Source organism: Paenibacillus lentus (assembly GCF_003931855.1).
In the GTDB taxonomy this organism is placed as follows: Bacteria; Bacillota; Bacilli; order Paenibacillales; family Paenibacillaceae; genus Fontibacillus; species Fontibacillus lentus.
The window spans coordinates 666,562-688,071 of the sequence record NZ_CP034248.1; the positions used below are offsets into that span (position 1 = coordinate 666,562).

The window sequence follows — 21,510 nt, forward strand, 5'->3', positions numbered from 1 at the left end:
GTCGATGGAAGCTTTTCGGATGACGAATAATGATACCTTTTCGCAAACCCGAGCCCTATATCTCCTCAAATAATGCGCTTACAATTTAGTTATACAGCAAAAGAGAGAGGGGTATAGAGAGAGATGGCAGACTCGGAAGCTTCAACAGCGAATTCAAATCTAGCTTTGGCACGAGAGAAACGGTCTTCCCGCAATCGTGACCAGCTTTCGCTCCAATCGATGATTATACCGGGCATCTTATTTATTCTAATCTTCACGTTCATTCCGCTTTACGGTGTCATTATCGCCTTTAAGGACTACAACATCGTCACGGGAATCCAGGGGATTTTCTCATCAGAATGGGTCGGACTGGCGAACTTCAAAGAATTCATTTCCGATATTAATTTTTGGAACATGCTGCGCAATACCCTCGGGATCAACTTATTGGGCCTCTGCATCACCTTCCCGGTCACGATCCTGTTTGCATTGTTTCTGAATGAACTCACTTTCCCGCGCTTTAAGAAGCTAACGCAGACAATCACTTATCTGCCGCACTTTATTTCCTGGAGCATCTTCGGGGGATTAATCATCAACATCCTGTCGCCGAGCAATGGCGTATTGAACTACCTGCTCGTGAACTTCGGCATCCTTTCCGAGCCGATTCATTTCCTCGCCGAGAAGGATTACTTCTGGATGCTGGCGGTGCTTACGAATTTAGTCAAGGAATTGGGCTGGGGCGCCATTCTATATCTTGCGGCGATTGCCAGCATCGATCAGGAAATGTACGAAGCCGCCTATATGGACGGTGCCTCGCGGTTTCGCCGCATTTGGCATATTACGCTGCCGGCAATTACAGGTACGATCGTCATCCTGCTCGTCTTCTCCATTAGCAACATTCTGAATAGCGGCTTTGATCAGTTCTTCGTCCTGCAGAATCCACTGAACATTGACGCCAGTGAGGTTATCGACACTTACGTGTATAAGGTCGGATTACGAGAATTTCGTATGGAGTACGCGACAGCCGTCGGATTAATGAAAACCGTTATTGCGCTATTCCTGCTGTATCTGGCTAATTTCATCGCGAAGAAAATAACCGGGAAAGGGATTTTTTAAGGAGGTACTTATGGTTAAAGATCATTCATGGCCCAACCGGCTGTTCAATATGTTCAACGTATTCATTATGGCTTGCTTAATCGTACTCACCTTGTACCCCTTCTGGTATTCCGTCATCGGCTCTTTCAATGATGGCCTCGACTATGCCAAGGGCGGCGTTTATCTATGGATAAGACAGTTCACATGGGACAATTATAGCGCGCTGTTCAGCGATACCGCCTTAGTGAAATCCTTTGTTGTGACTTTATCCAGAACGGTGATCGGAACCGTCACCCATGTACTTTTTACCGCCTTGTTCGCTTATGCCTTCTCGCGGAGGAATCTGAAGTTTAAAAGGCTGTATTCGACACTCGGGCTGATGAGCATGTATTTAAGCGGCGGTCTAATCCCTTACTTCATTCTAATTAACGCGCTAGGGCTCTATAACAACTTCCTCGTCTTTATTATTCCGACACTGTTCAGCTTCTGGAATGTGATCCTGTTCCATTCTTATTTTGCCGAGCTTCCCGAAGCATTGATTGAATCGGCGAAAATTGACGGCGCAGGCGAGTACACGATATTTTTCCGCATTATTCTCTCGCTGTCGAAGCCTGTTATTGCTGCCATTTCTTTATTTACGGCGGTTGGACACTGGAATGCCTACTACGATGCCATGATTTTCACCCAGGGCGACAGCCTGCAAACCGTGCAGCTGTATATCCTGAAATTGATTCAGAGCACGGAGGCGGCCCTATTGCTTGCGAATATGTCAGGCTCCCTCGGAGCGGCACAGGGTTCTGTCACTACCACCACCCTGCAGTTAGCCGCCATGGTTGCTGCATCACTGCCGATTGTGCTGGTTTATCCTTTCGTACAGAAATTCTTTATTAAAGGAATGCTCATTGGTTCTGTCAAAGGTTAAGCGGCATTTGAGGATTGATGATATAAAGCTTACTATTTTATAAATAGGGGGAAATACGATGAACAAAGCATCACTACGATTCATGGCAATTGCGCTGGCTCTAACGGTCATGATCACCGGCTGCTCCAGCCAAAAAGGAGCGGGCAACAGCACGTCGGCCGAGCCGAATGCTTCTCAGGCAGCAGCAACCACCCAGTCTGCCAGCGAGCCTGGCTGGAAATCGAACACCTCGCCCGTGTCCCTGTCCTGGTACACCGGAGTGGCCGGATATTCTAAGAAGTGGGACGCCAAAAACAACTACGTGGATAAGCTGATCACCGAAGAAACCGGGGTCAGCGTGGACTTCATTCATGCGGGAAACGATGTGAACGCGGAGTTCAACGTTATGATGGCGACCAGCAATCTGCCCGATATCATTACGCTGGATCGCTGGAACAGCACTTCGCTCATCCAGACGCTGATGAATAGTGGGATGGTAGCTCCGCTGAATGAATTAATGGAGCAATACGATCCTTACCTGTCTACAATTCTGCCGGAGACGATGGTCGATTGGTATACGCAGGCAGACGGGAATCTCTACGCGATTCCAAACTACTACGTGTCGCCAGAAATGCTGGAGCAGTATCCTGACGTCAAGAAATTCTATAATGAACGCTCCAACGGCCAGATTATCGTCAGAAAAGACATCATGGATCAACTAGGAATCACAGTAGAGGACTTGCAGCAGGAGGACTCTTTCATCGCGGCCCTGAAGAAAGTGAAAGAGGCGAATATTCAATACAATGGCATGACCGTACTGCCGCTGTATTTTGATGACAAGGATAAATACATCAATGACTCCTTAGGCGTGCTGGCCGGCTCCTTCGGTGCGGTACCCGAAGCGGAAGACGGCTCTTACGTAGACTTCCGCAGAACGGAGGAATTCAAGCATGTGCTGGAGTTCGCCAATCGATTATATTCCGAAGGTCTACTGTCTCTGGAGAACTTCACCAGCGCACGGAACCAAATTGAAGAGAAAATGACGCAAGGTACTGTCTTCATGAAGATCGGAAGCTACGCCGACTATACGACGCCTATCAGCCAGCTGTATATCTCCGATCCTAATGCGAAATACATTACGATTGATGCCATCAAGTCCAACAAGGGTACACTGCCTCAGTACGGCAGATCCTTGAACAAAGGCTGGACGCTGACCTTCGTGAACAAGAAGTCCAAGCACGCAGACCGTGCGATTCAATTTCTTGAATACCTGTATAGTGAACAGGGACATAAAGTAAGCTTCTTTGGTAAAGAAGGCGAGACGTTTACAGTTACCTCCGATGGCAAGTTCAAGCGCAATCCGGAGATCGATCAGGAGTTTAACGCGGACTGGAACGCCGCTACGAAGAAATGGGGCTTCGAATCCATCTGGTGGTTAACGAACGAGGTATGGCTAAAAAGCGTCAGAGAAGCCGAAGAGAACGAGCAAACCCAATACATGGAAGGTCTATTCTATGGCTCAGCCAAATACATGTACAGCAACGATGTCTTAGACTCCGGCAACCTGTTCGATGCTTATGAGCCAGGCTCCAAAGAGGCCAACGCCGAAGCCAAGATCACTGTCTACTGGGCGCAGATCGTTCCGAAGATGATTTTGGCCAAGAACGCCGCAGAGTTCGAGTCCCTCTACAGCGAAGCTATGGCTACGCTGGACAAACTTGGTCTGGGCAGCATTGAAGCAGCGAAGAATACACGTGTCCAAGAGTTTAAGCAAGCAACGGGCGTCAACCTGGTATCTCCGAAATACACGGGTGAATATAAATAGAATAAAACAGCTCCATACCTAAGCAGGTATGGAGCTGTTTTTAGATTACCTGTAACAATTGATTTAACGATTTATCTAGTTGATCAAATTTATCTCCAATCGATTGCAACATGTAATAAATTAAAATATAGATAATGTAACAGGAAATCCTACATTTGTTGCTAACGATATCACATTTAAAATTTCCATATCCATCACCCTTCCACTTCAGAACTCTTCCACTAATTAGGGAAATTATAGTTTGTTTTTACAACTAGCACAAAAAATATGATATAATACAAGAACAAACGTTCCCATCATGTGTATCAGTTGTAAAATTACTCCCACATTTTCCCTATACTTAGACATTAACTTTTTACATAAAAGGGGTGCCATATTTTGGAAAAAGAAGAGAAGCGACAAACAACAATCTATGATTATTACAAAAGCGAAATTTATCGTATTGGCTGGAGAATTCAATATCAAGCAAAAAAAGTCAGAAAACGAGAATGTCCTTTTTATGACTATAACTTTAGCTATCCTAATTTCGCCTCTATAACTGAGGATAAGATATGGATTAATGAAATTATGGATTCATTACCTCCCCAAGGAAAACTAGTTATAGATAAGCTATATTTTCAAGATTTAACTGAATCCGATGTGGCTCAGCAACTTAAAATTAGTCAACAGGCGGTGAACAAATGGAAACAAAAGATGCTCGAAAAGTTATCTCAGACGATAAATTATTAGAATTACTTAATTTGGCAAAAAAACAAGATCCTGAAGCTATGTTGCGACTCATTGATTTGTATAAAGAAGAAATCCAACAGGTTAGCAAATTTATCCGTCTACCTGAGGAAGATGCAATTTCTACAATTATCCTTGAATTCTTAGAATTAATCCAAGATTCTGAATACAATACAGTCCAATAAATATTCTTCTTATTTCTAAAATTTCTGATTGATTTGGTTGTTAAACTATCTTTTAAAATACCTATATAGTTGAGAGACAATTAAGCGCGCAACTCTCAAATCTATTTAAATCGGAAAGGGAGTAATAATTATGGCAAGTTATCAAACAAGAGAGTTTAAGAAAAAGGTAACAATGACTTATGAACAAGCAAAAATGGCTAGAGATGCTCAAACTAACATGTATGAGCATGGAATTGTTAAACCAAACTCAAACTCATTGATTTCAGGTCTGGGCACTAGCGCATCGATCCTCACATTGTTTTTTACGCTAAGCAAAGCAGCTGTAATCGCTACAGGTTTAACAACGCTTCTCTTCAGTGCATCACCGAATGAGAAAGAGGTTCTAAAAGATATGGTACAAACGGGTCTTCGAGAATTTAATAAAATCATAAAGCTATTTGAGGATAACCCTTCTTATAAAATGGTTGAAGTAGAACTACCATTTATTGAGTATAAACAACACGGTGAACTCCTAGCTCAATTCTTTACTGGAGCAGGTAATGTTATTCGAATTAACACAGGGAAGGGCTGGATTGTTTTATAAACCTGTAAAGTTTAGCGATCTGTTAATGGGCATTTATTGCCCATTAACAGATCGCTACTTTATTATGAATTCTAATAGTGGCAACAATTGTTATTTTACTGTAAAATGATTTACTAAATGAGCATTTTTCAAAAATCTGATAACTATAACTGCAAGTTTTTTGGGACATGAAAAGGGAGATTTGCACAATCAAGAAAATCACTTCACTTTGATATTCTCTTAGATAATTTATTTACGATAAAAAATAGATAGTACACCCGATTTCATTTAGCCAACGTGACTTATGCACTTGCATGTTTTTCCCTTATCAATGTTTCAATCTTACTTAGTGAATGTGTATTTAAGGTGAATCCTATGCTTTCCCTTTCCAACAAACGGAATGATGCCAAGTAATATAATAGGTTAGGAGTGGCTGTATTGAAAACTAGAATCTCAAGCAATATGATTTTAAAGGTGGTTTTTACGATCATCGTGCTTTTCGTTTTATTTTACAAATACATTCCCCAGCATACGACTTTCCAAAAAGTCGTTTCTGACAAAATCTCACTATCTGAGGTTGAAGAAATTAGAATTATAAAAACGTCTTACACCACATCCAAAGAACCCAAACAAGAAGAAGTAGTCATTCATGAATCGGATCAAATAAAGTCGATCATGAATAGCTTCAAGGATCTACAATTAACGACAGTCGTCGACCCAAGTATTAAGGATTCTACTACGGTCTATCATTTATATATCCAAGTATCTAAAGAAAGTAGGTTTCTTCTTAACTTTTACGATGGCACGATCTTAGAAGTTTACGACAGTAAAGCCAAGAAGAGACTTACGAATTATAAGATAAAAAATGATTATAGCCCTGATAATGATATTGGGGGATACCTTGATCTATAAATAATTTAACAAGGTTTGCTTCCCGGTAGGCCTCACAACGTACTAAACGGCGACGCCGGGAGCCCCTCCCGGTTGTACAAATTTGCACGGGCAGGATTGTTCGACCACGCATACCTGACATGGACAGGCTGCCGGATCTCATCATGCTTCACGATGACGGTGTCGCCGGAGATAACCGCATTTGCAGGGAAGAAGCGCCCGTCCGGGCCGCATACGGCAAACCCTTGGAGTTCTCCGCCGTCCCGCGTGGTCAGTCCACTGCCAATATGGTCGAAATGCACGACAATCGTACTCGCATCCTCCGCCGTAGTCACATCTGCCGCATTCGCACCCCCAATACGCTCCATGCTTTTGAACATCGGGCCGCTGTACACCAATTGTTCCTCGCCATAGGCCAGCTTACGAGCACACAGTGCGAGCCGTTGACCCACCGTTTTCTTGTCCTGCGGATGCAGGTCGTTATATTCTCCGACATCAATGGTTACAGCCATCGCGGTATTCGGTACCGTTAAGCCCTTCCGCTGCTCCTCTCGAAGCTCTGCCCAATTTACCTGAGAGTCATCCTCTTCTCCCAAATTGGCAAGCTGCGCATAAATGAACGGGATTTCGTCGCTTCCCCAATTGCGCCGCCAATCCTGAACTAATCTTGCGAATAATTCGCTATATCCCGCAGGCTGACCTGTGTTGGACTCACCTTGATACCATAGAATCCCTTTGATCGGATAGTCTCGCAAAGGCGCGATCATGCTGTTGTAAACGCCGGAAGGCATATACTGAAAAAACGTCTGGGACTCTAATGCTTCGGTGACCGCACCGATCCGATATTTCCAAGCGCCCCTCAAATCTAGCTCCCGGCTGCCTGCAACTATCTTATACGGCATGTCCTTCACGAAGCCCCCTGTATTCTGTGTACTGATCACGCGAACAGTAAGCATATTTCTTCCCGGCTGCAACAGCCCTTCAGGGAGTGGATAGCGTCTGGGCGGATACATATATCCGGTCTTGCCAATACAAACCCCGTTGATGTACGTATCATCCGCATCCACGACTGTTCCGAGCTTCAACATTAATTCACGATTCCGTATTTCATCATGCAACATTTCAACATTCAACAATTCACCATTACGCATTTGATCATTCAACATTTCACTATTCCGCATTCCATTATTACGCACTCCACCCTCCAGCATGGAGACAGGCACGTCGAATTCTCTACGCAACCAAACCGCGCCGCGCACCGAGGCCAGCTTACTTCCCGACCAGGAGCCCGGAACCTGGATGTCTTCCCAACCCGAGGTGTCACACAATACTCGGAACCAGCCTTCCTTCAGCCCCAGGTCATTGTCGTTCAATTGCTCATACCATAGTTGATTGCGCTCTTCATCCCTAAGCTTGGTTTCGCTTACATAATGATCATCCTTACACTGCTCAAGTACAGCTTCATAACCGCCGATGGCTCTAAGCGTCGGCTCGCTAATCCAGGCTTCGATTGGCGTCCCGCCTACCGCGGCGTGAATCAAACCAATCGGCACCTGATATTTTTCATATAACGCCTTAGCAAAAAAGAACCCAACCGCGCTGAAATCGAGCACATTCCTCGGAGTTGCCGTGATCCATCCTTCCCCTTGCGCCGCATCACGGTGTTCAGCCCGAGGAAGCTCATGCTGCGGCCCGTGAAAGTTGTAAGTCTGCGGTACAGCAAACTGGCGAATGAAGGGAAGATTTACGTTTGCCACCTCCTCCGCCAACACATCGAGTGTTCTCCGCACAGGCAGCTCCATATTGGACTGCCCGCCAAGCACCCATACATCGCCGATCAGGATATCACGAATGACGCTTTGAACGATGCTCTCCTGATGCTCCATGGATATCGTCATTTCATACGGGCCGCCAGGCTGCAGCTTCTCCAATGCCACACGCCAATCTCCATTAGAGTCGGCTGTGGTGCCGTATTCTTGTCCGAGAAAAGAAACCTGTACCTTCCTGCCGCTCTCGGCAGTCCCCCATATCATCACCCTTGCATTCCTCTGCAATACCATGCCATCACTCAGCATGCTAGATAGCCTCATCGTCGAGCAGCCTCCTCTTTCAAAGGTATACCTGTTTCGATCTTACTCTATCCCTGTATCAAGGGAAATGGTCGAATCTATAGATCAAACCCCAAAATTTTAACAAGATGATGCCAAAAAAGCCCGAAGCTGCAGTCATAAGACTATCACTTCGAGCTTTTGGGGTTAAGTTATGTCACCCTACTTACTTCGTTCCAGGCACAGGCTCGCTTTCAATCTTAGCAAGAGCCTCCTTACTTACGTCCACACGCTTCACGAATAGAGTAAGAATCATAGCAACTACGGTCGTGGCGGCTGCAATCAAGAAGGAGAATTGAATGCCCTCAAGTAGCGCTGTTTGTCCGATTTGAGCTTGTACCTGCTCTGTAATCGTGGTTGGATCCATGGCAGCTAGTTGATCAGCAGCACTTGCCTTTGTCTTGGAGTTCATAATCGATACAAAGATTGCCGTACCAATCGCGCCAGCGACCTGTTGAATCGTGTTATTAGCCGCTGTACCATGCGGATTCAGGCGAGTAGGCAGCTGGTTCAAACCATTCGTCATAATCGGCATCATGACCATGGAGATCCCAAACATGCGAATGGAATATATTAGAATAATATAGTTATAAGTTGTGTGGAGATCGAATCTCGACATCAGGAATGTTGTTGCCACCGTGATCGCTAAACCAACAAAACCAAGGATACGCGGTCCGAATTTATCGAATAATTTACCGGTTATAGGCGACATAATTCCCATCACGATGGCGCCTGGCAGCAACATTAAACCGGATTCCAGCGGCGTAATCCCGCGAACATTCTGCACATAAGCAGGCGTTAAAATCATACCTGAGAATAGTGCCGCCGCATTTACGGCCGAAATGATCGAAGCCATCGAGTACATCGGATATTTATAAATGCCCAGATCTAATAATGGAATTTCAAGACGCAATTGACGAATAATAAATAGTGCAAGTGCAACTGTCCCGGCAATTAAGCAGGTAATAACTACAGGGTCACCCCAGCCAGCGCTGCTGGCATCACTGAATCCGTAGAGCAGTCCGCCAAAACCGATCGTACTCAGAACAACAGATAGGTAATCAAGCTGCGTCGGTCGAGTCGGCATAACACTGCGAAATTTCCAAATCGCCAGGAGTAAGGCAATTACGGCGAACGGAAGAATCATTTCAAACAGAACGCGCCAGTTATAATATTGAACAATATAACCGGAAAGTGTAGGTCCGATAGCCGGAGCCACGATCATCACCAGACCGAAGATTCCCATAGCCGCACCGCGCTTCTCACGCGGAAAGCTGATTAACATAATGTTCATCAACAAGGGCGACATCACGGAGGAGCCTCCAGCTTGAATCATACGGCCAGCGATTAACCAACCAAAGTTCGGAGAATAAGCGGCGATTATCGTACCTAAAGTAAAGATAGATAAGGCCGTAATAAACAAACTGCGGTTCGTAAATCGCGTGAGTAAAAAGGCAGATACGGGAATCAGAATCCCGCTGACGAGCATATAGCCAGTAGTCAACCACTGCACGGCGGAATAATCAATCTTGAAATCGTGCATGATGGTCGGCAAGGCGACGTTTAACAATGAATTATTAAGAAATGCAACAAAGGTTGCGAAAAATAACAAGCCTAGCATTAAATAGGGTGGTTTTTCTAACTGTTTAACCGTATTGCTCATGCTGTATGCTTCTCCTATCTTTATTTAAAATTTAAAGTCACTTGATGATTTTATATCATCAGTCTAATAAAATCAAGTTTTTATACCGATAGTACAAAGTGCGTTGTTTTTTTGCTTCATCGTAGATATACTTGTTGGTATCAGATTGTACGGAGGAGCTCATGAATCGACGAAAAACTCAAGTAGTTAACCATGCATTTGCCTTATTTATTGAAAAAGGAATCATGCCAACCTCTATTCAAGATATTATTGAGCGGGCGGGCATTTCTAAAGGAACATTCTACAATTACTTCGCCTCGAAGAATGAATGCGTCAGTGCCGTGCTGGAGCAGCTCCGGTATGAAGCGCATATGAGTAGAAGCGAGCTGCAGATCGGCAAGGACCCCAGTGATGTCGATGTCTTAATCGAACAAATTTCGATGATTGCGCAAAGCAGCCAAAAATACGGTTTATCCGCGTTGTTCGAAGAAATCCTGCATTCTCGCGATAAGGAAATGAAGCAATACGTCATGCACTACCGCCTCTTCGAAATCGAATGGCTCGCGGGTCGCCTGGTTGACGTGTACGGCGAGAAATTGCGCCGACATGCCTATGAAGCGGCCGTCATTTTTATGGGAATCCAGCAGCACTTGATGTTCACGGCCAAATCGATCAACCAGACCAATATCGATTCCAAGCAGGTCGCCCGTACGGTATTGCTGCACTACATGAGCTATATTATCGATTGCCTGGTTGAGAAGAACACCTCCGTCATTGACGATGAGAAGCTGTATGTGGCGAAGAGCTTAGTGACGCAGGAGGAGATCAAGCAAGAGGTTATTCTCCAGGCAATGGACGAGTCCGCATGCCAGCTGAGATTCACCAAGTCGCAGGCCGATCTCACAGCAGCGCTGCGTTATGAAATCGAGCAGCAGCCTCTGCGCGAATCGGTGGTCAATGCCCTGCTGAAGCCATATGTCGAGGCCTTTAAGGGCTTAGAGGGTTATGACCAAGCTAAAGATATTATGACCATGATCTGGAGATATATGAAGCAATAGATGAATTGCTGGAAAAAGCCCAATCCTTATCGGGACTGGGCTTTCATCGTGGAATCGAGCAACAAAAATTATACCGCCAGCGGCGGCGTCAGCTGCTGGCGGTATTGTTTATACATACGCCTGAAGTTGTGCGGCTAGTTGCCCCTTACCTTATAGGTTAGACACTCTACAGATAGGAATCACGCCAGACATACAGAAGCATAGGGGTTTAGGCCAACCAGAAATCTCTGGCTGACCTACTAATACGAAACAGGACAATCATGGTGGTATCTGACCATAATCGCCCTGTTTAATGTAACGGAATAGCGTTATTTAGGGTATAATATTCAAGCATTTGATGTGCGTACAACCGATATGAAGAAATCTTTATACGGGTATTACAAGGGTTATATGTGTTATTGGTTGAATGATGGGTTCATTTGTGACTGGGTAGCCTTATGTGTAGTACCTATGATACTCCTGTATTCTTCTTAATTTATTCGACCTAAGCAAATCACTGTTCAGATCATTTATTTGTTGCAACAATTTTAATGTGCTATTCATGATTTCATTTTTAAACTCCGCATGGTCTATAAGTATATCTCCCCACTCCTTGTTGTCAGTATGTAGAAGTGGTGTTTTGGTAATAAAACCCTGTATCTCTGTCATACTGGGAATATTAATTAAACTAACTCGCAGTCCCCCCTCCTTAACAAATTCAACCCATTGATTACCTCCCATTATATTCATAGCGACATAATGAGAACTATCCCTGCTTTCAAGACCCTCAAGAACTTCAAATAACCTACAGAACCAATGAAATATCAATTCATTTCCAAAAGGAACTTCTTCATGATAAAACCCAACAGAGCGATCACCGAATATCAATTCAATTTGTCCAGAAATATCACCACCAAAATCCTTATCAAATTGTTCAGAGTTTATTTTGCTAAACTGCTGAATATCTTCGTCTACAAGTCTAAAATTAATTTTAAACAAAGATTACACCCCCTAGTAACCAAAATCTGATAGTTTATATTTATGCGATCCCCATGCAGTCTGAAATAAGCCGTTATCGAATGCAACTGTTATCAATTCTCCATCTATCATAGTAGAATATTGTCCATGGGTTATTCCCTTCGCTACCGCTTCATTCGACGCTCTTTCAACCTGAGAGACAACTTGATCTTTACTTAAATTCTTATTAAAGAAACTAACATTGGATAATTGTTTTTCCACTTCTTCTATTGATTTGACTTTCAACAAATAAGGAATTTGCTTACTAAATGACTCGAAAGAATGTCCACTCCAGAAGTGTTTAATGTTACCCAAACTTAGCTCAACTTTCCCCTTCCCCTCAAGCCTACCCCCAGATCCCCCCAAATCAGGACTGTCATGCTTGTTGAGGTTATTTGAAAAATCCTTAGGCACAATCATCCGGTGGCCCGTACTCGTCTCTAAAATGGTAAACGGCAGCAGATCCATGATTGATTTCGGAGCCTCGAATAACTTATTGATGTCCTTGGCTTTGTCAGCAGCCTTCGCCGTACTCTGCAGCCCGTCTACCACTTTATTCGCTTTTCCGGCCTTCGTCAGCGTAACTCCCGGGATTAGATATGAAGCTGCTGATCCCAACATCTGAGCTCTTTCTTCAGGTGTTCCCTCGTTGAAGTTCTTGTACATGGTCTTGGCGGCTTCTACCAATACTTCAGGATTCTCGACCAAATAAGCGACGCTATCGACGACGCCCTCTACCGTATTCTCTGGGTCTACTACCAATTTGAAGGCAAACTCTGCCGTGTCTATCACACCCATTACAGTCTCTTCCACTAACGCAAAAACAAACTCGGAGACAACCCGGTCGGCCATGACGACCTTCTTGCGCCATTCCGTCATGCCATAGGTGTCTTCCAACCATACATAGTACTCTAGCAGCAGGTTGGCATCGGGCTTGTTCGGGTCATAGATTTTCTCCATAAAATAATTATAGGTCGTCTCGTTCTCCTTATTATCCGGTGTGATCGGCGTTCCATCCGGGAGCTCCATTGGCGGACCATGCAGTCGGCGATACTCCTCTACCTGTCTTTCGAATTCCCGGACCGCTTCCGCCCTCTTCACCGCCAGTTCAATCTCGTTATAATTTAACTTGGCCCAATTCCGGTACTTCTCATTGACCAGCCCGGCAGCAATCACAAAGCGGAGTTCCCCCTGATCCGGCATCTTGGAGCCATCGGTCAACAGCGGATTGAAGTCGCAAGCGGAAATCGGGGAGCCTGTAAATTGTGATCTCAAATCGGTGCCTACAAAGTAGCGTTCATCTATACCCAGCTGCCTTAGAAGGGAGCGCTGCATTTCAGCATGCAGTTTCGCCTCCTCCATATAAGCGGTATTTCCATATTTCTCATAAATGTTATAAGCAACCTGACTCCGGCCAATTTCAGAGATGGCATGTGCAATCTTGCTCAGTTGGTCTTGCGCCCAGCCCTGCTCATCCACACTGCCGTTGTTCATAATATGCAATAACGAAGCAATACGCGGGTCTTCTTCAAACGGCTTGAGCTGCTGGCTTAATGCCGCTCCCTTCATAGTAAGCAGCATTTCTTTCAATCGATTAATAAGAGAGAGGGGATTGTTTAAAAAACCACTTAACGCCCCTTTCCCCTGCTGCAACCCAGTCTGTGCCCAGCGACTCAGCAGGCCTGCCTTGTTCCAAGTGAATTTCCGGGCCATTCCAGTCAAGCTTCGGAATTGCTTCTCGGATGCATGGTATTGCCCGGCAGCCCAGCGCAGCGTTGATGCCTTGGCATCCATTTGATCGCTAATTGACTCCATCTTCCTCCGAATTTCCCCAAGCGCTCGCTCTAGTTCGGCTGCTGAGGACTGGACGTTATTGCTTTCCGGGTAAGCAGACCTGGTGGAGCTCACCAATTGAGATAGCTCTCTATACAGCCCAATAACATCATTCTCTAGTACCCGCTTCAAATGCTTCATTCCCTGTTCTAGACCGAGAATGCGGTCGGGATCTACCTTCAGCTGCATGCTTCACCTCCGAGTAGTTAGGCATGTTTTATTTATTCGAATTTCGGCATTTTAGTTATTCAAATCATCAAACATCGAACCAGCCACGGTGACCTTGATGGTATCTATATCATCAACACCTTGTAATAGCTTAAGATCCTTGTAGGCGTGATTCCCTGCTGTCATATCGACTGTATCAAACCATGCCTTAATATAGTAAGTTCCATTTGGCATGCTCGCATGGGTGTACAGCGCTGTGTTGCCCGGGTTAACAACGATAGTAATGGTCGAGGTTTCCGTAATCTTGTACATATGCTGTCCGGCTTTCACGTATTCACGGTAGGCATAGTTCGTGTTGCTGCCCGCGGTAAACGATTCGCTATAACCTTCCAGCACCATCTTCCAGAACGGATGCGAGTCGCCGCCGCGTTTGTCCGTATGCTTGATTTCCTCCACCTTTTTTGTGTAACGGGATGGCTCCTTGCTTCGATCCAGCACGCTGATCAACGGGGTCGAGTTCACCGACTTGTTGTCCTTGACGGATATAAAGTCAGGTTTCCGCTCAAAGCCGCTGCCTTTTTCCTTAAGCCCATCGTTTTTGATGTTAACGGCGACCTTCTTATTGTTGATAAACATCAGGTCGGTTTCATAGCGGAAGGAATGGATGAGTCCGTTCACCAGATCTTTATGATCGTTCGTCATGTCATTCGCATTCGGCAGCTTATTCTTGAATACCTCTGTTTTGACGGTGAACGTATAGCTGCCTGCAGGGTTGAAATAATATCCCGACTTGATCGGGTAATCATATTTCTGAAGCTCCTTGTCTGTGGCGAATACCGCCTTATTGAAAAGCTTCTTATTGTTAACCCGTTTCGCTGCGGCATTTCGGGCTTGGGCGTATTCATCAGTCATGGAGCTTTCAACATTCCATTGCACGCTTCCACTGGCTTGTTGAATGAATGTCCGTATGTACTGACCGGGCGCTTGTGTCCAATCGTATTTGTTCCCGTTCTCATCCTGATGGTGCATCCAGCGGATGACGTCGTAAGTGTAGGGTTCATTCTCCCAAAACAGTTTCTTGGCCACAGAATCCGTATGGTTTTCTTCGATTTCGTTACGATACTCCCGCTTTGGAACATCCTTCATCCCGTTGTAGACATACATATCATAGACCTTGGTAAGGGTATCCGACGTAAAATGAGCAGTCGCGGTTCCTTCTCGGGTTTCTGATTTTGTCACACACGTTCTTTTTTCGCCTTCACCAGAGCATTCCGGCCAGGAGTGTGTATATTCGTACGGTCTGCTTACGGAGCCTTCATAATGAATCGTGCCTATCTTAGAAAGCGGGATTCCGGGTTTGTCCAAATTAAGCCATAGCCTTCCTAACGGATTATCCTCGTAATCCTCTCTTTTGATCGTGTAAGTGACCACTGGCGTGCGGATAATCGTCGAGCTATTTACGTCCACATCCGGGTTATTATGAACCTCGAACTCCCTTAGCAATCCCGGCGATTGGTTAATTACGGCAAGTTTGCCTGTCGCATTCCCTGCCCACCTCGCATCGGTCAACTCAGGCAGCACCAATGTGGCGGTATTGCTCGGCAGATGAAGCTTAACCTTCTTCGTCAGCATGTCATAAGGCAGCTGCTGCGGGATGTTCAACTTGATATCGGAGCTAAGAACGTTGTTATCCAGAATGACCTCTTCAGGCTGCTTGCCGTCCTCATTAACCTTGAACTGAATTCGAACATCGCTCTCCGGCATCGTAAAAGAGACATCTAATCGTCTCTTCTCAGTTTTGGAAATCCCGATGGGTCCCGATTCAGCCGCTACCCCGCCTCCGAACAGCAACTGGTTTTCCGCTGCCGTCAGAGGGAGTCCATCGCTTTTGCGGGTAACACTCCACGTAAATTTAGCGGTTTCCCGTTCAGGGAATGTGGATTTTAACCATACAGAGACATGAACCTCATCTCCAGCCATGGCCTCAGACGGCAGGTCGACAAACTCTGCAGAGATATCACTGGGCTCGGTCTCGATAAACGCAGCGATCGGCACGTCCATATATGTACCCCTTTTTAAGTACACCCTTCCAGACCCCTGGGAGAGATACGTCGGCGGCTGGATCACGTGAACGTATTTAATCCAGCCCCCTTTGGGAGCGGTACCCCTGTCGTAAACCCTACTGCCTGCGTATTGTTTATTCTGATTGTTGTACATGAGGTACTCGCCATAAAGCTGAGTGGCGTACTCTTTATTCAGCGCCTCAATGATTTTGCCTTCAAAGGTTGCATCGGGCAGGTATTGCAGTAGTTGGTCGGGCAGCTCACCATCAAAGTTTTTGGGGAAATCATTAAATAGATTATCGAATTTCTTTGATATCCAAGGACTCGGTATCAACTGGAAGTTCTGTATCTTAGTTCCACTCCAGCCCGCGTCCCATGGGAATCCATCGGTTGATACCGGATCACCAAAAACATTGTAACCGGAGTACCGCTGCATGGTTTGTCCCTTGTGTGTAATCGTGGTGCCATGACTTGTACCATATACTATATCGAAGCCTTTGAATTTCTTAGGATCTTTAATTGCCTCATCAATCTGTTGCTGGAGGAGCGCAGTATTTAACTGTCTCCCATATGCTTTTTGGGGATAGAAGTTTTTCTCTCCATACAATTCTTCCATATCCTTATTAGCTCTTTTCAGTACTTCTTCAGGAGTAAGGGTTTTTAAATACTCCTCTAGGGTTATCTTAGTCTTGGTTAATTCTTCTGACTCAGCGGATATATTGACTTGTGGTATAAAGCCGCAGATAAGTACAGTCAGAAGAAATGTAGCAATTCGTCTCTTCATAGGAGCTCCACCTACTTATACCAGATCGATACAATGATATTACCCCAATACTTCGACTCCACTTGAATTCCGTAAGTCTTGTCGCTGAATTCCTTCGCTTCTAAGATGTCATCCCTTTTGGTCTTTTGTTTCACATATTTCATGATATTGTCCACTGTTTTGGAGTCAATCTTTTGTCGCAAAATTTCCTCTAAATCTTTGATCTGCTGGTTATAATCCACACCGTCTCTGCCAAAATGGACACGAAGCTGTAGAAAAACCATATCCTTCTCTTTCTGTTTCATAGTTTCACCGGATCCACCTAATCCAGATTTGTAGGATTCGTAATAGCTGAAACCCTCTGTTGATTTCTTTTCAGTCTCCCCCTCTATACTTCTCGAGGCTTTCCATTCTGCCCAAGGATCTTTGGGGGCCGCCGTTCCTTTCGAGGTTCCAGATTGCTCCGCTGCAAGCCCTGTCAGAATCTCCACACTGTATAGATCCGAATGCCAAATTACTTTAGCACCGAGCGCCTCGCTGACAAAACGCAAAGGAACGAAAGTTCTGTTCTGTTTTTCCTGGGCAACCGTGTCCATTTGCTTCGTTTGACCGTTCACGGTAAACGCCTTTTTTCCCAGAGTTAGGACAGTCGTGTCTTCTCCCATCTTCACGGTGACTTGCTTGCTCTGGCTGTTCCAGCGAACTTCGGCTCCAAGCGCTTCACTTACAAACCGAACAGGCACCTGAACCCGGTTGCTCTTGTCCATGAACGGCTTCGCATCCGGAAAAGATATCAAGTTCCCATTGACCTCGACTACGATTGAAAGCTTTGCTGCCGAAGACCACGCAGGTGCCAATGTCAGAGTTAGCACCATGGTCATGAGCATAACCCCTAGCTTTTTGATTCTCTTATAATTCATCATCTTATTCCCCTTAATATGTATTCAGTAGGAAGAAGTCATTTCCACCTCCTTATTCTACCACCTGGGATTTTACTAGATTACGCCATTTCATACAATAACTATGAGTCTATCGTCGCACCTCGTATAGTCTCATTGAATTACCAAACCGCTACTGTGTACCTAGTGAAACTACCATTCCCGAGGCTTCTATGAGGGGTAAGGCTTATTTAAGTGACGAGCACTCGATCAAGGCTATACTAATTACTCTACGGTTACATTATCACTTCTAAATGTCATTATTTTCATACCTAATTCACCTTCAAAGACGATTTTAATGTCTTTCACTGTTGAAGAAGAATCCACTTCTGAACAACTGATCTCCAAAATAGAATCGGAATCCACAGTATCATTTGTTGAATCTAAATGATATCCTTGTACATTATTGAAAATAACCTTAATCTCTTTCAATTCATCTTCCTCGGGGCTGTAATTTTTTTGTCTCCAATTACAGAGATCAATATCAAGCACCAATTTCTCACCGTTAATACGAATATTTTCTATTAAGCTATCATGCAGATCGTATTCTTCAATAAAGCTATCTATCTTCATACTTACTCACCGTCCTTTATTACAATATGAGAAGCTTTAGAACCTTTACCCACAGGATTTCCATCAATATCAAAATGATAATCGATTTTTGTATCGGTAGAATCGGTTTGTGGATGTGGTAATGGTCTACCGATTCAAATCCTGCTGCACCTTTCTTTCCTGGATCACAACTGATTTTTACACCTGTTTTAGGATTATAATATTCCCGAGACATGGTCTCCTAGGCTTTCCTTGGATCAGTTACATCCTACCAGCCTTCTTTGAGCAGTTAATCTGGTGTCTTTGCTCTCATGTCGTTGAGCATGTTGCTCATGGTTTTGCCCGTCCCCGCAAGCGGGATCCATCTTCACGCCATTCAATTTCGACTTTTGCTTGGTACCTTTGTAAACTCCTTGCCCTATTGTGTCGTCTGTTATATGTTAACTGGTCGTCACCAGAGTTCTTTTCTTCACAGTAACAATCGCAATAACATACCGTTCTGTTGCAGACAAGACAGAGAATGCTGTATTACAGCCGCTCCTACTATTAATTGTCCTGCTAGCCATCTTAGAAGATGCGAGATATTACCTTCTCATCTTCCCTATCGCTGTAGGGTATTCTACAGTTGCGATGATTTTTGAAAAAACTGCAAAAATTGAACATGTCAAAAAAACAGGCCAATTACGGTGGCAACTAACCATAATCAACCTGTTATAATCATTTGGCACTAGATATCCCTACCGGGTAGACTACCTTTCTTCTCGGCACAAGTGAAGATACTGACCGAACTCAGGGTAAATATCCCAATTTTTCTCAAGGGTATCCTTAGCCTCACGTTCCTCGACAGAACCTGTTTTAAAATCTCTCTTTTCCATTGCTATATAGCCATCTTCTTGGAAACCTAAAATCAAACTATTTAATTCCTTGTCGGTTTCATCATCATATTCCCAATACATGGCTGTTCTTAAAAAGAGTTTACCACCACTCATAACTTCAAAATCATAATTCAGATACTTACGAATCAGTTCATCATAAAAACCCACAGATACCCATTCTTTCGTCACATTCACTATATACTCAGGCTTTTCATCTTCGGCTAATATTGCCGTATATGGTTGTTTTTCTTGATGGTGCAGGTATGCGGTATGTTCATCGAGAATATTCCATGGCTTCTTTTTGTTATCTGACCATTCATCACAGTAATATATTTGCATTATCAATTGTACTCCTTCCCGTTAATATCCCTAATAGTAATGTTTATAATCATCACTTATAAATTGGAAAACGACGAATATAGCTCCAACTTAGCGGCCAACTCCACGTTGTTCCTTTTTAGTCAGCCATCTAATTTAAATCAGTTAGTTTCAACATAAACAGTTCAATCATTTGTTCAATTCTTTTAATTGATAAGTTTCTTCTGCCATGCAAATAAACAAGGTTCTTTATCTCCTCCCAATTTCGATGCTCACTGATTTCTTTGATTTCTTGAACGAAACCATTTACAAATACCTCGGATTCCCGTGTTTTATATTCCTCAATTAACACACCTAAATCAGCATAATCCATACCCCAATTAAAATAACTTTCAATAAAATACTTTAAGTTTTCATATTTTTCTTGTTCATTCGTCAATATACTCTTCTCCTTATTCGAAAACTGGATATCCTGTAATAATTCTATAACCTGCAGGCATTGGGGGGGGCTTTAACCAAGTACAGCTGAGAGGTCGTTAAATTATCGGTCACTTGCTTCGAATGTGTTGCTTTTAATGCAGTACTTTTTATATTTTCTAAATCTTCAATTGTATACAATCACTTTCCTCTACATATGAAAAAGGCTCATTCCTACTCATGGTTCAAGTTGGAAGGAGCTTTTGAATGTTTATCAAGTGTTTGGTTTGTTGGGTTGTATTGCACAATCCTGTTGTCGCGCTGTAAACCCCCGCAAGTTTTAATCTTTAACGCTCATCAAAATTATAACCGCCTTTTCTTGGTAGTAAGTCTTCAAAATCGCACGATGCTATTGCTTTAAAATCAGCATCCCATAACTTTGTCAGCAAATTAGATATTTCTAATACATAGTTACGGTAAACCACATCTTCAATTGGTTCAATTTCAAGGTAGTACTTGTAATAAAGAAAGCTATCATTTCCTTGATTTCTTGTATCTTCATCGAAATCACCGTTATTAAAAATAAATATTTCTGCTTGTTTCGTCAATATACTTGAACCGCTAATAGTACCCATAACAATGTTTGAGACTGTATCAATTAGCACCTCTTTATTAACACCGCTATCTACAAATATTTTAGTATATAAATCGAATTCTTCCTCCAATGAAATCACCTCAAATCATCTGGGTTGCCCCAAAAAAAGAAACCCTGAAAGACATGAAGCCAATCAAGGTACTGCTTGTTTTGCATCATCTCTTGTGAGTGTCTCTATTGAGGTATTTATAGACGACCTATGGAGTTAATGGAAAATATAGCCACGTCCTTCACGTCTTCAACCAATTGACTGACGATGCCGTCTCCTATACCTACAAGCGTTACGGCCGTGACTCCACAGACGAAGCCCCGCCTGGATCGGCGACATGCTGTCTCCCCTTCTCCAAATAACGCTGAAACCAGCTCTGTGTTGTCCAGCTCAGCGTGAACCTAGACGATCTCTTCACGCTAGTCGCCCTTACCGAGTCCTTCTCTGCCTTTATGTATTCATTTTCTGCAAAACGCAAAGCTTGAACCTTTTTACTCATCTGCCCGTCGATCCGCTCGGCCAGCTTCTCAACTTCCCGCAGCAAGCCGTTAGCTTCACGCGCCGCGGACCGCACGTATCGCTCGGAGGGATCGCAATATTTCGCTTCCACATGCTAATGAGCCGGCTTAGCTCCCTGGAACATTCCCGTGATTCCGCTCTCCATCGTGCGCTCTAAACGCTCCAGGTCGCGTGCCAAGCCCCCGACTCGGCCAGGGTCCACCTTATTCAAGCATGTCCAACCTCATTAAGGATTCTCAGCCAATGCTAAATTCAAGCAGCCCTTTTATGACTTTTATATAAATCAAAATTCTGCTTCTAGGTAGTCTTCACAACCAAAAAAAGAGAGCCTATCAAGGTCAAAGTAATGCATATTAATCTTCAATTTCCTTAGTTACCAAATCTAGCAGAAAATCTCCAAAGTCACTTGCTACTATCTCATTTCTTTGAGTTAGTGGTTGCCCAGAAATAAAGGA

19 protein-coding genes are annotated in these 21,510 nt (G+C 44.1%); 8 read left to right on the forward strand and 11 right to left on the reverse strand.

Annotated features, from left to right (window positions below):
- Positions 1 to 123 precede the first annotated feature (123 nt).
- From EIM92_RS03065 to EIM92_RS03095, 7 genes are all read left to right on the forward strand, one after another.
- Complete coding sequence (locus EIM92_RS03065; RefSeq protein ID WP_125081426.1) at positions 124 to 1,092, forward strand: ABC transporter permease; 969 nt, start codon at positions 124 to 126, stop codon at positions 1,090 to 1,092.
- 10 nt (positions 1,093 to 1,102) lie between these two features.
- Positions 1,103 to 1,993, forward strand: coding sequence for a carbohydrate ABC transporter permease (locus tag EIM92_RS03070; protein ID WP_125081427.1), 891 nt, complete (start codon positions 1,103 to 1,105; stop codon positions 1,991 to 1,993).
- Positions 1,994 to 2,051: 58 nt separating this feature from the next.
- The gene (locus EIM92_RS03075) at positions 2,052 to 3,797 is read left to right on the forward strand and encodes an extracellular solute-binding protein (protein WP_125081428.1); all 1,746 of its coding nucleotides are present in this window, start codon (positions 2,052 to 2,054) and stop codon (positions 3,795 to 3,797) included.
- Positions 3,798 to 4,175: 378 nt separating this feature from the next.
- Complete coding sequence (locus EIM92_RS03080; protein ID WP_125081429.1) at positions 4,176 to 4,526, forward strand: sigma factor-like helix-turn-helix DNA-binding protein; 351 nt, start codon at positions 4,176 to 4,178, stop codon at positions 4,524 to 4,526.
- On the forward strand, positions 4,478 to 4,708 hold the full coding sequence (locus tag EIM92_RS03085) for a hypothetical protein (RefSeq protein ID WP_125081430.1): 231 nt from the start codon (positions 4,478 to 4,480) through the stop codon (positions 4,706 to 4,708). Before EIM92_RS03080 ends, EIM92_RS03085 begins: the two co-directional genes overlap by 49 nt.
- A gap of 130 nt (positions 4,709 to 4,838) precedes the next feature.
- On the forward strand, positions 4,839 to 5,291 hold the full coding sequence (locus tag EIM92_RS03090) for a hypothetical protein (protein WP_125081431.1): 453 nt from the start codon (positions 4,839 to 4,841) through the stop codon (positions 5,289 to 5,291).
- A 417-nt stretch (positions 5,292 to 5,708) separates the two neighbouring features.
- On the forward strand, positions 5,709 to 6,182 hold the full coding sequence (locus EIM92_RS03095) for a hypothetical protein (protein WP_125081432.1): 474 nt from the start codon (positions 5,709 to 5,711) through the stop codon (positions 6,180 to 6,182).
- A 32-nt stretch (positions 6,183 to 6,214) separates the two neighbouring features.
- Here the strand turns inward: EIM92_RS03095 and EIM92_RS03100 are convergent, their stop codons facing one another.
- Positions 6,215 to 8,251, reverse strand: coding sequence for a sialate O-acetylesterase (locus EIM92_RS03100; protein WP_125081433.1), 2,037 nt, complete (start codon positions 8,249 to 8,251; stop codon positions 6,215 to 6,217).
- Between the two features lie 184 nt (positions 8,252 to 8,435).
- Positions 8,436 to 9,932, reverse strand: coding sequence for a DHA2 family efflux MFS transporter permease subunit (locus EIM92_RS03105; RefSeq protein WP_125081434.1), 1,497 nt, complete (start codon positions 9,930 to 9,932; stop codon positions 8,436 to 8,438).
- A gap of 161 nt (positions 9,933 to 10,093) precedes the next feature.
- On the opposite strand from EIM92_RS03105, the gene EIM92_RS03110 reads away from it, so the two are divergent.
- Complete coding sequence (locus EIM92_RS03110) at positions 10,094 to 10,969, forward strand: TetR/AcrR family transcriptional regulator (RefSeq protein ID WP_125081435.1); 876 nt, start codon at positions 10,094 to 10,096, stop codon at positions 10,967 to 10,969.
- 435 nt (positions 10,970 to 11,404) lie between these two features.
- On the opposite strand, the gene EIM92_RS03115 is transcribed toward EIM92_RS03110, so the two are convergent.
- The 9 genes from EIM92_RS03115 to EIM92_RS03155 form a co-directional block, all read right to left on the reverse strand.
- Positions 11,405 to 11,947: a hypothetical protein gene (locus EIM92_RS03115; protein WP_125081436.1), complete on the reverse strand. Its 543-nt coding sequence runs from the start codon at positions 11,945 to 11,947 to the stop codon at positions 11,405 to 11,407.
- 12 nt (positions 11,948 to 11,959) lie between these two features.
- Positions 11,960 to 13,987, reverse strand: coding sequence for a hypothetical protein (locus EIM92_RS03120; RefSeq protein ID WP_125081437.1), 2,028 nt, complete (start codon positions 13,985 to 13,987; stop codon positions 11,960 to 11,962).
- Positions 13,988 to 14,038: 51 nt separating this feature from the next.
- Positions 14,039 to 16,813, reverse strand: coding sequence for a hypothetical protein (locus tag EIM92_RS03125; RefSeq protein ID WP_125081438.1), 2,775 nt, complete (start codon positions 16,811 to 16,813; stop codon positions 14,039 to 14,041).
- 11 nt (positions 16,814 to 16,824) lie between these two features.
- Complete coding sequence (locus tag EIM92_RS03130; RefSeq protein WP_125081439.1) at positions 16,825 to 17,715, reverse strand: copper amine oxidase N-terminal domain-containing protein; 891 nt, start codon at positions 17,713 to 17,715, stop codon at positions 16,825 to 16,827.
- Between the two features lie 240 nt (positions 17,716 to 17,955).
- Positions 17,956 to 18,303: a hypothetical protein gene (locus EIM92_RS03135; protein WP_125081440.1), complete on the reverse strand. Its 348-nt coding sequence runs from the start codon at positions 18,301 to 18,303 to the stop codon at positions 17,956 to 17,958.
- Positions 18,304 to 19,031: 728 nt separating this feature from the next.
- Entirely contained in the window at positions 19,032 to 19,496 is a 465-nt protein-coding gene (locus EIM92_RS03140; protein ID WP_125081441.1) for a hypothetical protein, read from the reverse strand.
- 130 nt (positions 19,497 to 19,626) lie between these two features.
- A complete protein-coding gene (locus EIM92_RS03145) occupies positions 19,627 to 19,914 on the reverse strand; it encodes a hypothetical protein (protein ID WP_211344421.1) in 288 nt (95 codons plus the stop codon).
- Between the two features lie 325 nt (positions 19,915 to 20,239).
- The gene (locus tag EIM92_RS03150) at positions 20,240 to 20,617 is read right to left on the reverse strand and encodes a 1,4-dihydroxy-6-naphthoate synthase (RefSeq protein ID WP_125081443.1); all 378 of its coding nucleotides are present in this window, start codon (positions 20,615 to 20,617) and stop codon (positions 20,240 to 20,242) included.
- Between the two features lie 211 nt (positions 20,618 to 20,828).
- Entirely contained in the window at positions 20,829 to 21,146 is a 318-nt protein-coding gene (locus EIM92_RS03155) for a hypothetical protein (protein ID WP_125081444.1), read from the reverse strand.
- Between the last annotated feature and the right edge of the window lie 364 nt (positions 21,147 to 21,510).

What these genes read in the sequence shown, in the direction of transcription:
- EIM92_RS03065 (WP_125081426.1), top strand. Translation starts at nt 124, where the DNA reads ATGGCAGACTCGGAAGCTTCAACAGCGAATTCAAATCTAGCTTTGGCA.
- EIM92_RS03070 (WP_125081427.1), top strand. Translation starts at nt 1,103, where the DNA reads ATGGTTAAAGATCATTCATGGCCCAACCGGCTGTTCAATATGTTCAAC.
- EIM92_RS03075 (WP_125081428.1), top strand. Translation starts at nt 2,052, where the DNA reads ATGAACAAAGCATCACTACGATTCATGGCAATTGCGCTGGCTCTAACG.
- EIM92_RS03085 (WP_125081430.1), top strand. Translation starts at nt 4,478, where the DNA reads ATGGAAACAAAAGATGCTCGAAAAGTTATCTCAGACGATAAATTATTA.
- EIM92_RS03090 (WP_125081431.1), top strand. Translation starts at nt 4,839, where the DNA reads ATGGCAAGTTATCAAACAAGAGAGTTTAAGAAAAAGGTAACAATGACT.
- EIM92_RS03100 (WP_125081433.1), bottom strand. Translation starts at nt 8,251, where the DNA reads ATGAGGCTATCTAGCATGCTGAGTGATGGCATGGTATTGCAGAGGAAT.
- EIM92_RS03105 (WP_125081434.1), bottom strand. Translation starts at nt 9,932, where the DNA reads ATGAGCAATACGGTTAAACAGTTAGAAAAACCACCCTATTTAATGCTA.
- EIM92_RS03110 (WP_125081435.1), top strand. Translation starts at nt 10,094, where the DNA reads ATGAATCGACGAAAAACTCAAGTAGTTAACCATGCATTTGCCTTATTT.
- EIM92_RS03120 (WP_125081437.1), bottom strand. Translation starts at nt 13,987, where the DNA reads ATGCAGCTGAAGGTAGATCCCGACCGCATTCTCGGTCTAGAACAGGGA.
- EIM92_RS03125 (WP_125081438.1), bottom strand. Translation starts at nt 16,813, where the DNA reads ATGAAGAGACGAATTGCTACATTTCTTCTGACTGTACTTATCTGCGGC.
- EIM92_RS03130 (WP_125081439.1), bottom strand. Translation starts at nt 17,715, where the DNA reads ATGATGAATTATAAGAGAATCAAAAAGCTAGGGGTTATGCTCATGACC.
- EIM92_RS03135 (WP_125081440.1), bottom strand. Translation starts at nt 18,303, where the DNA reads ATGAAGATAGATAGCTTTATTGAAGAATACGATCTGCATGATAGCTTA.
- EIM92_RS03140 (WP_125081441.1), bottom strand. Translation starts at nt 19,496, where the DNA reads ATGCAAATATATTACTGTGATGAATGGTCAGATAACAAAAAGAAGCCA.